The following is a 12,393-nucleotide window of genomic DNA, read 5'->3' on the forward strand; positions in this document are numbered from 1 at the left end:
GTTGGTACTCCTTGTCAAGTTGACTTGCCCGAGCGAGGCGAGCATCACGCGTGCCCGCCTCGTATCGAAGCTACTGCGTCAACCGAAGGATGCCGAGATTGCCCGCAATCTGCTGGAAGATCTTGTCGAGATCGGAGTTGGTCGGCGCGTGATAGTAGTTCCCCGGCGACGCGCACGACTGCATGTTCTTGACCGCCGTGCTGCTGGTCGCGTCGGTCCCGAACGTGATGGCGTAGACGATGATCCCGCTGTTCTTCATCGCGTTGCACACGCCAAGCTGGAACGCGTTGATGTCCGTGACCGAACTCATCTTTCCGTTGACGAGCGAACTGCCGTCCGAGCGCGTCACGGTCGGCGCCTGCAGCGTGCCGTCTCCCACGCCCGACAAACCGTTGAACGCCGTGAGCGGCATGAGGCCATCGGTGGCGCCCGGCGCGTTCTCGCCGTCGGTCAGCACGATCGCCACGCGTTGCAGCGCGGGATTGCTTTCCGGGCGCGGCAGCGAACTGTCGGCGGAAATCCAGCCGTTGCCATTCGACACATTGTTCGACCAGTCCGACGACAACATCCGCCAGCCCCACAGCAACCCGGTCGGAATGATGGTCGAGCCGTTGGCCTGCATGTTGTTGATGGCGTTGGTCAGCACGTTCTGATCTTGCGTCAGGAACACGGTCGGCTGGATGCCGCACGGACCGTTGCTCGTGCCGGACGCGTTCGTGTTGCCGTTCTGATAGATCGTCGTCGTGCCGCTGGCCTTGTTCGGCTGGAACCAGGAATTCCAGATGCCCGTCTGAGAAGCGCCGCACGCCAGCGACGAACCGTTCGTCTGGCGCGTGAGCGGCACGCCCATCACGGTGTTCACGGACACCGTGCTGTTGCAGTCGCTCGCACTGGTGGTCGTGATCTTGTAGCCGCCCGAAGGCACGTTGTAAAAGAACGGCGTGAAGCCCGGCGTGTCCTTCGGTGCATACGCTTTCGGATAGAGATTCTGGCCGGCATCGCGCGGTTCGACTGCGCAGCCCTGCCAACCCGATTGCGTGATATTCGGGTTCGGCGCCATCGACATATTGGTCGGGTTGTACGTGAATTTCGGCGTCATCCAGCTACTTCCGCCCGACAGCGATCCTGTCAGATTGACGACCGTCGTGAACGGCACGAGCCCGATATACGACTCGACCTTCGACTTGTTGAAGATGGTCGTCACGAGATCGTTCGCCGCCGTCCGCAAGCCCTGAATCTTGGTGCCTTGCGTGGTGTCGCTGCTGGCAGCCGACCCCATCGAGCCGGTGTTGTCCAGCACGAGCACCAGTTCCAGCGTGCTCTTCGGAACGTACAGCGCCGTGTTGCTCGCCGAGACGGTCTGATTGTCCGGCAGTTCCGAACCGCCGCCGCCTGTCGAACTGACGCTGCCGAGAATCTTCGTCGCCAGGATCGGCATGGTGCCCGTCGCGGACAGCGAGATCTTGAAACCGTTGACCGCGTCGCCGGAGAGCGAGGCCGTGAAGTTCTGCGAGGGCATCACGAGACCTTCGTAACCGGTCGGCATGTTGGCGTCGTAATAGGCGCGCGCGTCCTTCTGCCATCCGGCGAGATCGGTGACGGCCGGCGTGGCGTAATGGTTGACGTTGGCGGCGGACGAGAGCGTGGCCACGTCGAGCGCCATCTGCATGCGCGCTTGCAGCAATTCCCACTGGATCATGCCGATCGACATGCACATCGCGCCGATCATCATGCTCGAACTGAGCGCGAAGAAAACGCTGATCGCGCCTTCGTCGTCGCGGGCGAAGGCGGGCAGGCGCGGGCAGCGCGCGGCCAGCGTCCTGATCGTGAGGAGCGTGGCGAGCATCATGACGGCACGCGCGACAAGGGATTGCCCGAACGCGGACGAACATAGACACGGCGCGAAATGATCTGCGTGCCCGGCGCGGTCGGCCAGAAATTCGACGTCATCGTGAACGGGTTATACGAGAGATAGACCTCGATCACGATGGCCGAATCCCCCATGCGAAACGGCCAGGTCGCGGGCAGCAGGCTGGTCGCCGTCTCGGCCGAACCTTGCGAGGCGAGCACGCTACCCGTCCACGGAGCCTTCGACTGCCAATAGAGAACCGCCGTGCCCGATGCCATCGGCGTCGACGAAGAAAAGTCGCGGCAGGGGTTCGGGTTGTTATCGCAGATCGACGTGACGAACACCATGCCGTTCGCCTTCAGGTCGTAAGGCGCGGCAAGCAGCGTCGCGGCGTTGAAGATGGAGCCGATATTGTTGGAGTTGCTCGTGCTCGGGTCGTTGATGACGCTCGTCATCTGCCCGACCGAGTCCGCCAGCGTGAACGCCGTGTGCTCGACGATACTGACCGCCCGAATGTACATGTACACCTCGGTGAAGCCGAGCATGATCATGATCATGACCGGCGCGAGGATCACGAATTCGATCGATGCCGCGCCTCGCTGCGAGCGCAACAAGCGGCGCAGCAAACGCGTTGGCGAGCGCTCAAGCCGCGCCCGCGAAAAAAATCCCGACACGCTTTTCATTTTTCGTTCTGCACGATGTAATTGCGTTGAAACGTCAGGGTGCTCTGGCCGAACATCGCCGGAATGCCCGTCAGGCCTTTCATCGTCAACGTGATGTTGTACGAGACGACATCGCCGAAACTGCCCAGATTCGCCTGTGAGGTTTTCGTCCCCACGTTGTTGTAAGTGCCGTAGTTGAGCGTGTTGATCGTGACCGTGCCGCCCATGTTGGTCCACGGTTTGAGCACGGTCATGATCGATGCGCGCGCCGCGTCCGCGCGCGTGCCCGAGGACGGCGCGGAAGTCGTGAGCCCCACGCGCGACGCCTGCTGCGCGGCGATCTGCACCGTGGCATCGACGATCATGTCGAACGCCAGTTCGATGGTGCCGAACACGATGACGATCGCCCACATCATCACGAAGGCCATTTCGATGGCCGAGACGCCGCTGTCGTCCCGCAGGAAGCGCGCGGCGAAACGTTCGCCGCGGTGCGCGTCGCGGGGGCGCGGGGCGGCGTGGTTCATCGCAGGCTCGCGGACTGCACGGGGACGTTCTGCACCGCGCCGACCGTGGCGCCGGAACTGACGGCCGCCGCCGGTTGCGTGTAATGCGCACGCTGGATCTCGTAATAACGCAGGTTGTCCTGCACCGATGCCTTCGGCAGATCGCGCGACAGGATTTCCGACGCCGCTTCCGAATTGCCAAGCAGTCCGTACGCCAGCGCCAGATCCTGACGCGCCTGCGAAGGCGCTGCCGGATAACGCGTCACGTCGAGCAGCACATTCGCGCCGCCACGCGCGTCGCCACTGAGAATCAGCGACATGCCCAGATTCACCGACAGCATCGGATCGCCGGGATTGGCCTTGAGCGCATCGCGCAGCGCGGCTTGCGCGCCCGCGTGATCGCCCTTCAGATCGAGCGCGGTGCCGAGCCCGGCGCAAGCCAGCGCATCGTTCGGACGCATGGCGAGCACGCGGCGATAGGTGGCGATGGCGTCATCGAAACGGCGCTGGTGAATCGCCACGCGCGCCGAGCCGATCAGCGGCATGGGCGCGTTCGGATCGAGCGCGCTCGCCTTGTCGTAATAGACGCCCGCGCGCGTGTAGTCGCCGACCGCGTAGAGCGTGCTGCCCAGACCCGTCAGGCCCGGCACCGATTTCGGATCGGCCTGCACGATACGCTGATACAGCGTGGTCGCCAGTTCCACGTTGCCCGAGTCCATCGCTGTGTCCGCGATGCGCAGTTCGCTCATCGCGCTGGGCGACGAGTTCTGCGAGACCGGCCGTGCCTCGGTGGCCTGATGCGCGGCCGTGGTCGTGCTGGTGGTCGTGCAGGCGGACAAGGCAAGCACGAACGCAGCCGTGCAAGTCGTCAGAGCAAGATGGCGAAGATGGCGAAGATCGCGGGCACGCGCCACGCAAAGGATTTCAAGTGCTTTCATTGCTTGGCTAACGCATCCATGAGCAGAATGATTGACGGTCCGGCCGAGATCACCATGACGGCAGGAAGGATGAACAGCATCATCGGCACGACCATCTTCGGGGCGAGCTTGGCCGCTTTTTCTTCGAGCGAGACCATGTGCGCAAGGCGCTCCGTGCGCGACAGTGTGCGCAGCGCGTGCGTGATCGGCGTGCCGTAGCGCATCGACTGATTGAGCGTGGAAATGAGCGCGCGGATGGACGGCAAATCGATCCGCTCGCCCAGTCCGTGCAGCGCACGCGCGCTATCGCCGGAGAGTTTCAGTTCGTCGGCAGTCAGCGAAAATTCGTCGGCGAGCGGCGGGCAGATGGTCTTCATTTCATCGGCGACGCGGCGAATGCTCACGCCCAGACTGTTGCCCGCGTTCGTGCAGATCACAAGCAGGTCGAGCGCATCGGGCAGGCAGTTTTCCATCGCGCGGCGGCGGCGCATCGAGAAAAAAGCCACGAAGTATTCGGGGATGATCATGCCCGCCACGAAGACCGCGAGCATCATCGCGCCGCGCACCGCCGGATAACCGCCGATCACCGGAATGTTCGAGCCGAGCATGACCATCGTGGCCGCGCAGATCAGACCGACCACGAACTTCACGGCAAGCAAAATCGACACGGCTTTCTTGCTGCGGTAGCCGCTGCGCACCATCTCCTTTTGCAGCTTCATGCGGTACTTCGCGTCGAACAGCGGCAGACGGTCGCCGACGCGCGCGAGCAGCACCGTCGCGCGGCCGCTGAAACTCTTGTCGGTCACTTCCTCGACCGTTTCGCCTTCGATGCGATTCGACAGCGCCGCCGCCCGCACGCGCTCCGCGATGCGTCCACGCAAGCCGCCGTACTTCGTCGCATACCAGATCGCGATGCCCGCCACGAGCGCGAGCAGCATCGACAGATTGACGAGCGTTTCGAAATTTTCCTGGCTCATCGCGACGTATCCAGTTTGGACATCTTGTTGACCACGGAGATGCCGATCACCAGCGAGATCGCCGCGAAGGTCAGCACTTTCTGGCCGGCCTGCGTGTCGAACAGCACCATCAAATAATCGCGGTTCAGCAGATACGTGCTGGCCAGAATGATGAACGGGATCGAGGCGAGAATCTTCGTCGTGATGCGCGCTTCGCCGGTGAGCGCCTTGGTCTTCTGGCGAATTTCGCGGCGCGTGCGCACGATGCCCGAGAGGTTTTCGAGCGTCTCGCCAAGCTGGCCGCCGGTTTCGCGCTGCAACAGCAGACACACGCAGAAGAACGAGAAATCCGCGATGCCGATGCGTTCCACCGCGACCGCCAGCACTTCTTCGAGGTCCAGACCGACTTGCAGCGAATCGCCCATGATGCGGAATTCGGTGCGCAGCGGTTCCTGCACTTCGGTGGAAGCGGAATGGATCACGTGCGTGACCGGCACGCCCGCACGCACGGCGCGCACGATCAGGTCGATCAGATCGGGAAAGCCATCCAGAAAGCGCTGACGGAAGCGCCCGACGAGGAAGTTGTACGAGCGCATCACGAGGAACGCAGGCAGGCCGATCATCAAAAGCGGCGGCACGAACGCGGGCAGCGGCGCGTATTTCGCCATCAGCATGGCGACGATCTCACCGAGAATGCCCGCCGCCACCACGATGCGAATGCCGTTCGCGCCCGCCACCGTGCGCAGCCGCGCGATCTTCGGGCTGAGCCAGCGCATCAGCGTGTTCTGTTCGCGCGCCACCTTGAAAAGATCGTTGTCGAGCTTGCGTTTGTCGCGCCCGCCTTCGACGAAAAACGCCTCGGCCATGCGCGATTTGATGCGCGCCTCGGGCCGCTGATTGCGCATGTCCTGCACGACGAGCGCCATCATGCCGAGCACGAGCGCGACGATGAAAGAACACGCGGTGACGAGATCGGCTGTGCTCATAAACGCATGGCCTCGTTGAGCGCGCTTTCCAGCCCGTAGTACGCCGCGCGCGCGGAAAACGCCGGCCGCACCGAGGCCGACTCATACACGCCCTTCACTTCCTCGCTGTAGGCGCTCGCGTCATAACGGAACGTAAAAAGATCCTGCGTGATGATGACGTCGCCTTCCATGCCCACCAGTTCGGTGATGCGCGTCACGCGCCGCATGCCGTCGCGCATCCGTTCGATCTGCACGATCATGTGCACGGCGCTGGCAATCTGACGGCGGATCGACATGAGCGGCAGGTTGCCGTTCGCCATCATGACCATGCTTTCCAGACGCGTGATGCCGTCGCGCGGCGTGTTCGCGTGGATGGTGGTCATCGAACCATCGTGGCCCGTGTTCATGGCCTGCAGCACGTCGAAGGCTTCGGGACCGCGCGTTTCACCGAGGATGATGCGGTCCGGGCGCATCCGCAGCGCATTGCGCACGAGATCGCGCTGCGCCACCGCGCCGAGCCCTTCGGCATTCTCGGGACGTGTTTCCAGACTCACCACGTGCGGCTGCACGAGTTGCAGTTCGGCCGCATCTTCAATGGTGATCGTGCGTTCGCCCAGCCCGATGAAGTGCGACAGCGCGTTGAGCAGCGTCGTCTTCCCGGAACCCGTACCGCCCGACACGATGATATTCAGCCGGCATGTACTCGCGAGCTTGAGCACCGTCGCCATTTCGGCGGACATGTTGCCCTGCTGCGACATCCGGTGCAGCGTGATGTTGCGCTTGGAAAATTTACGAATGGAGATCGAGGTGCCGTGAATCGCGAGCGGCGGCAGCACGACGTTGACCCGGCTGCCGTCGGCGAGGCGCGCATCGACCATCGGGCTGCTTTCGTCCACGCGCCGCCCGACGCCCGCCGCAATCCGCTGCGCCACGTTGATGACGTGCGCGTTGTCGCGAAACTTGTACGGCGTGAGTTCGAGCCGGCCGTGCCGTTCCACGTACACCTGATCGGGACCGTTCACCAGCACGTCGGTGATGGTTTCATCGGCGAGCAAGGGTTCGATGGGACCGAGGCCGAACATGTCGTTCAGCAGTTCGCCGACGATCTGCCCTTGCTCCGCGATCGTGATGTTGAGCCGCTCGCGCTCGGCAATTTCCAGCACCAGCGCTTCGACGCCGGGCTTCATCTGCTCGCGCGTCTTGCCGACTGCCGCCGATGCGTTCATCGCGCCGAACACGCCGGTGCGGATCACGCGGAACAGATCGGAGCGCACCAGCACTTCGTTGCCTTCCGGCGCGCGCGAACGCGGCGCGGGCGGCGGCACGGGCGCGGCGACTGGCGCCGGTGCGGGTTCCGCTACCGCGACGCCCGATGCGTTGGCCGGATCGGCCGGACTGACACTCGGCCGTGCGCTCTGTTTTTGCCCGAACATCAGCTTTTCCTCAGCTTGATTTTCTGGAAGAAGGAACGCTCGGCCGTCGTGTGCTGACCCGTCAGATCGGCGGCAATGCGGACCACGCTCTGATTGAAGCCGTTCTGCGCCTTGTCCTTGGGCGTCTCGCCGAGGTTCTCGGCGGTCATCACGGCCTTGGCTTCGAACGGAATCTCATGCAGCACCGAACGTCCGATGGCGGTGATGAAATCCGTCGGCTGCACCTTGCCCGCCGTGGATGCGTTGGGGTTGTTCAGCAGCAGCGAAGTCGGCGGGTTGTTGTCGCGATCCTCGATATGACGCAGCAGCTTGACCGTCTCGCGCGTCGAATGCACCGAGCGGTCCGCGACGATATAGCAGCGCGCGGCGGTATCGAACACTTCGGCCGCGAGCGGGTCCGCCGGATTCGCGATATCGATGATGACGTAGTGGAAGCTGTCGCACAGCAGTTGCACCACGCGCGCGAGCGAACCCGCCTCGAACGCAGTCACCGCACCGTATTCGAGTTCGGCGGACAACATGAACAGGCGGCTGTTCTTGGCCACGAGCGTGCGGTCCACGTATTGCGGGTCCAGCCGGTGCACGTTTTCCAGCACGTCGGACAGACCGTTGTTGCTTTGCAGGCCGAGCATCACGTTCGCCGCGCTGCTATGAAAATTCAGGTCGATGTACGCCACCCGCCGATGCGTCTCATCCGACAGGTAACGCGCCACGTTGAGCGCAAGCGTCGTCACGCCGACACCGCCGCGCGAGCCGACGAAGGCAATCGTCTTGCCCGCGCGCGACATCACGACTTCGCTGACCTTGCCGTCCGCGACGCTGACCGTGCGCTTGAGCAGTTCGACCGTCAGCGGCTTGACCAGATAGTCACGCACGCCGAGCTTGAGCAGGCTGCGGAACAGGCCGACATCGTTACGCTCGCCGAGCGCCACGACCTGCACCGACGGCTCGCAGACTTCGGCGAGGCGTCCGAGGTCGGACAGCGGCATCACCGAGTCTTGCAGGTCGATCATCAGGAACAGCGGCGAGCGCTCGATCTTCTCGATGTAGGCAATCGCGTCGTCCACTGTGCCGACCGCGATATGGACGTGCGGCATCGCCTGTTCGAGCACGAAGCTCTTGAGGACCTGCTCGGTCTTGCGGTCCGAGACGAACGCGATGAAGTCCGCGGCGCGCGCGGCGGCCTTGTTCTTGTTCTTCAGGAAAGTGAGGTCTGTCGTGCTCATGTTCGTGCTCGTGGTCCTGCTCGTGGTCCTGATTCGCTCAACGTGGCCCGCATCACTTCGAACTGCGCGACGTCGATGTGTCGAGCGGCGTCACGTGTTCGGTCTGATAGCGATGCGCGGCGCTTGCGGCGACGGCGGCATCGGCGGGCCCCAGGGTCTGCGGATGAACGATGTCCTCCGGATGCGCCAGTTGGGCGGCGAGATTCGTATAGGTCGCGCAGCCCCATTGCATGCTCGGGCGGCGGATGCCCGCATCGGTCAGGAGCGAGGCGCGCGACAGGCTTTCGCAATCGGGCGGCGTGGCGTTCTTGCCGTCATAGCCGATGACCGATTCGTTCGGCATGTCGCGCGGCGGCTTGAAGCAGCCAGCGGCGGCGGCCGCGAACAAGCAGAGAAATAACAGCGTGAGAATGCGTGCGTGTTTCATGACGTGGCGCTCAGTAGACATAGCCGGCAGCGCCGACGAGGCGTGGATCGCCGGCGGCCGGCGTGTCGATGCCGCTCCTGCGCTGGAAGCCGTATTCGACATCCGAACTGGGCGAAGTCAGCGAATCGAGCGGCGAGCGCAGCTTCGCGGGATCGGTCGGTTCGACCAGATACGGCGTCACCATGATGACCAGCTCGGTCTTGTTGTTCAGATAGTTCGTGGACGAGAACAGCTTGCCCAGCACCGGCAGCGAACCCAGACCCGGCACTTGCGAAACGAGGTCCGAGGTATTGCTTTGCAAAAGTCCGCCGATGGCGAAGCTCTGGCCGCTGCCGAGTTCCACCGTGGTATCGGCGCGGCGCACGCTCAAACCCGGCACCGTGATGCCGCCGGTCGTGACGCTTACCGACGAATCGATCTGGCTCACTTCCGGGCGCACCTTCAGGCTGATGCGATGTTCGTCCAGCACGGTCGGCGTGAAATCGAGCTTGACGCCGAACTGCTTGAATTCGACGCTGATCGCGCCGTTGACCTGCGACACCGGAATCGGGAATTCGCCGCCCGCGAGGAAGCTCGCCGTCTGACCGGACAACGCGACCAGATTCGGCTCCGCGAGAATGGTCAGCAGGCCTTCCTGATTCAGCGCGTCGATCATCGCGCGGATGTCGGTGTTGTTCGTGTGGAACGCGCCGAACAGCGAGTACGCGTTGTTGGTCGGCAGGCTGACCGGATACGTGGTTTGTCCCGCCGCGTTGGTGAGCGGCTGCGACAGGTTGTAGATCGGCCGGCCGCTGTAGATGCCGCCGAAGAAGTTGCCCGCCGCGTTGCCAATCGATTGCCAGTTGATGCCGAGCTGCTGCGTGACGTTGCGATCCACTTCCGTGATCCGCACGCGCAACTGCACTTGCTGCGGACGATCCACCGTCATGCGGTTGACCAGCACTTCCTTGTCGGCGAGAAACGGCGTGACGGCCTGCACCACGGCGTCGGCTTCGAGCGACGTATGCACCTGACCGGTCAACACCAGCGAACCGAGGCTCGTGGCGACCTGCACGTTCAGGTTGGGAAAGCGCGCGGCAATCGTATTGCGCAGGAGCAGCATGTCGCGCGACACCACGATCGTGCGTTGCAGGACCGGCTTGTTGTTGGCGCCGAGCGCGTAGAGCGTCGTCGTGCCGGACTTCTTGCCGAGCACGAAGACCGCTTTCGGCGACGGCACGTGCACGTCGGCCACGGTCGGATCGGCGACGAACACGGCGGTGGCTTCTTCGTTCAGACGCAGCAGCGTGCCCTTGCCTGCATCGATGGCGAGCGGGCTCTGGTTGTCTGCTGCGGTCACCGGCATGTCGGCGGCTGCGGCGGGCGCGGCCTGCCGGTTCGTGCCGCGCGTCTGGGCAAGATAGGCTTGCTGCGCGGCGTTCGGCTCGGCGGCGAAAGCCGGCGCGGGCAGCGTCGCCGCAAGGGCTGCGGCCAGCGCGCTCGCGCACGCCACGGCTTTCGCCGTAACGTTTGCTTCGACACGAATCGGACTCGACTGCTTTTTCATGACTGGATTTCCTGGCGATTCACTCTGTACCCGTGCTTACGGCATCAGCGCGCGGGTACTGTAGGGAGCGGCGGTGCATTGGCGGCAGTATTTGCGGCGACCGTGGTGGTGCCACCGGTAGCGCTTTCCTGACCGCCCGAACTGTCGGCCTTCTCCGAACCGCGATAGATGGTCACCGTGTGCGGCAGCGGCGGCGCGGACGGACCCGCCGAACTCGTCTGCTCGCCACGGGCGTGAGGCAGCGCGCGCACGGCACGGGAGATATCGCCCGCCCAGATCGGCGCGCGTTCCGGCGATGAAGTCGCGACCGCGGCAGACGCCGCCGGATCGCGCGTGACGGTGGCGAAACTGCGCAGCGCAAGCGACAGGCTGCCCAGACGCGCGGCCACCGCCACCACTTCGCCCATGCGCGGCGAAACTTCCAGCGTGACCGTGCGGGCCGGCGTCACCGTTTCGGGCGCGACGCCGTTGTTCTTGGGACGCTTGATTTCCGAACCCACCGCCAGCACGCGAACATGCTCGACCACGGTTTCGCTCGATACCGCGAGGTCCGGCGAATCGGTGCGGCGGTCCATCTGTTGAGTGAGCAGCAAGTCCACGTAGTCGCCCGGCTGGATCAGCCCGGCGTTGCCGGAGACATCGTCCACCGCGACCGACACGGCGCGCATTTCGGGCTTGAGCGTCGCGGCCAGAAAGCCCGGCGCGCTCGGCAGAATCACATCGTCGGCGACCAGCACCGTGCCGCTCGTCACCGGATGGCGCAACAGCGCGCCCTTCAGATCGGGCGCGCCGGGCGTGCCCTGCACGATGGAACTGGGCGGTATGTCTGACGCGGGCACGGCTTTCCAGCCGAGGTCTTCATCGCGCAGAAGAAGACCCTGCGGCAAGTCGGCCACGCTCACCAACACTTTTTCGGTGGTGATCTTGACCTCGCTCGGTTTGGCCGAACTCGCAATGACGACGCGCACGATCAGCGCGATGAGGAGTGCGCCGACCAGCAGCACGGCAAATTTGATGATGTTGGACATAGCGACGCCGTCCTATCGCGTCAAAATCAAGGGGAGCACGGCTGGCAGAACGATGACGGCAATGCCGCCAAAGGCCAGTGCGACGCCGTAAGGCACGCCGCGCGCTCCGGAAAACAACGCCAGCGCGCGCATGGGAGTCGAGCGCTGGTCCGGATTCATGTTTCGTGTTGCGAGGCTGATGAGCGACACGAACAGACCGATCATCGAAATCAAGGTGAGCGTCGGCAACGACAGCCCGACGCCCACCCACAAAAAGATCACCGCCGCGAGCTTGGCATCGCCGCCGCCGAGCATGCGCGCCGCGAACAGCACCGCGCAGCCCAGAAAGACGCCGGCCGCCAGCAGCAGATGCGCGAGCATCTGGTCGAGCGGCATGCCGCGCGAAATCGCGTCCACGAAGAACAGCGCCCCGATGCCGAGGACGATGTTCGTCGGCAAGCGCCGCACGCGAATGTCGTTGAGCGCGAGCCACAACAGCGCGCACAGCACGACGAGACGAATGGCGAGGGACAGGGTCTGCACGATGGGCCGCGTGGTGATTGAAGAATCGAATAACGAATGAAGCGGAGATCCGGACGAGAGAGGCGCCCGGTCTCCGGAGGTGCCGCTATTACTTGCCTGCTGCCTTGACGTCGTTCGTGATGGTCGTCCACAAGCCGGTGAATGCCGTCTTGAAGGTGCCCATCGACGCCGTGAGGGCGACCACGATGATGCCTGCGAGGATTGCGTATTCCATGGCGCTGACGCCACGATCATCACGGGCAAAGGCTTTAACAAACTTGGTCATTTTGAGTTATTCCTTTAGCTGAAACGTTGGTTGTGTCCCCGGCCCGGGAGTGGATCCGAGTACGACACATCCTAGCGATTAACGAAAGAAATAA

At 63.7% G+C, this 12,393-nt stretch carries 13 protein-coding genes; all 13 read right to left on the reverse strand.

The window, feature by feature from the left end; genetic code table 11:
* Positions 1–70 precede the first annotated feature (70 nt).
* Entirely contained in the window at positions 71–1,849 is a 1,779-nt protein-coding gene (locus ACZCWR_RS21265) for a VWA domain-containing protein (protein ID WP_487303602.1), read from the reverse strand.
* Positions 1,846–2,532 (reverse strand): TadE/TadG family type IV pilus assembly protein, encoded by a 687-nt coding sequence (locus ACZCWR_RS21270; RefSeq protein WP_487303603.1) that lies wholly within the window; start codon positions 2,530–2,532, stop codon positions 1,846–1,848. Before ACZCWR_RS21270 ends, ACZCWR_RS21265 begins: the two co-directional genes overlap by 4 nt.
* On the reverse strand, positions 2,529–3,035 hold the full coding sequence (locus tag ACZCWR_RS21275; RefSeq protein WP_487303604.1) for a TadE/TadG family type IV pilus assembly protein: 507 nt from the start codon (positions 3,033–3,035) through the stop codon (positions 2,529–2,531). The genes ACZCWR_RS21270 and ACZCWR_RS21275 overlap by 4 nt, the downstream gene beginning before the upstream one ends.
* Complete coding sequence (locus tag ACZCWR_RS21280; RefSeq protein ID WP_487303605.1) at positions 3,032–3,952, reverse strand: tetratricopeptide repeat protein; 921 nt, start codon at positions 3,950–3,952, stop codon at positions 3,032–3,034. The genes ACZCWR_RS21275 and ACZCWR_RS21280 overlap by 4 nt, the downstream gene beginning before the upstream one ends.
* Entirely contained in the window at positions 3,949–4,908 is a 960-nt protein-coding gene (locus tag ACZCWR_RS21285) for a type II secretion system F family protein (RefSeq protein WP_487303606.1), read from the reverse strand. Before ACZCWR_RS21285 ends, ACZCWR_RS21280 begins: the two co-directional genes overlap by 4 nt.
* Complete coding sequence (locus ACZCWR_RS21290; RefSeq protein ID WP_487303607.1) at positions 4,905–5,873, reverse strand: type II secretion system F family protein; 969 nt, start codon at positions 5,871–5,873, stop codon at positions 4,905–4,907. The genes ACZCWR_RS21285 and ACZCWR_RS21290 overlap by 4 nt, the downstream gene beginning before the upstream one ends.
* Positions 5,870–7,285: a TadA family conjugal transfer-associated ATPase gene (locus ACZCWR_RS21295; RefSeq protein WP_487303608.1), complete on the reverse strand. Its 1,416-nt coding sequence runs from the start codon at positions 7,283–7,285 to the stop codon at positions 5,870–5,872. Before ACZCWR_RS21295 ends, ACZCWR_RS21290 begins: the two co-directional genes overlap by 4 nt.
* A complete protein-coding gene (locus ACZCWR_RS21300) occupies positions 7,285–8,511 on the reverse strand; it encodes a CpaE/TadZ family protein (RefSeq protein ID WP_487303609.1) in 1,227 nt (408 codons plus the stop codon). Before ACZCWR_RS21300 ends, ACZCWR_RS21295 begins: the two co-directional genes overlap by 1 nt.
* Positions 8,512–8,563: 52 nt before the next feature.
* Complete coding sequence (locus ACZCWR_RS21305; RefSeq protein ID WP_487303610.1) at positions 8,564–8,938, reverse strand: CpaD family pilus assembly lipoprotein; 375 nt, start codon at positions 8,936–8,938, stop codon at positions 8,564–8,566.
* A gap of 10 nt (positions 8,939–8,948) precedes the next feature.
* Positions 8,949–10,283 carry a type II and III secretion system protein family protein gene (locus tag ACZCWR_RS21310; protein ID WP_487304766.1) on the reverse strand — a complete coding sequence of 445 codons (1,335 nt, stop codon included), beginning with the start codon at positions 10,281–10,283 and terminating at the stop codon, positions 8,949–8,951.
* A gap of 245 nt (positions 10,284–10,528) precedes the next feature.
* Positions 10,529–11,512: a Flp pilus assembly protein CpaB gene (gene cpaB, locus ACZCWR_RS21315; protein ID WP_487303611.1), complete on the reverse strand. Its 984-nt coding sequence runs from the start codon at positions 11,510–11,512 to the stop codon at positions 10,529–10,531.
* A 12-nt stretch (positions 11,513–11,524) separates the two neighbouring features.
* A complete protein-coding gene (locus ACZCWR_RS21320) occupies positions 11,525–12,034 on the reverse strand; it encodes an A24 family peptidase (protein ID WP_487303612.1) in 510 nt (169 codons plus the stop codon).
* A gap of 88 nt (positions 12,035–12,122) precedes the next feature.
* Entirely contained in the window at positions 12,123–12,299 is a 177-nt protein-coding gene (locus tag ACZCWR_RS21325) for a Flp family type IVb pilin (protein WP_487303613.1), read from the reverse strand.
* Positions 12,300–12,393 lie beyond the last annotated feature (94 nt).

The organism is Caballeronia sp. A2-2, from assembly GCF_057612605.2.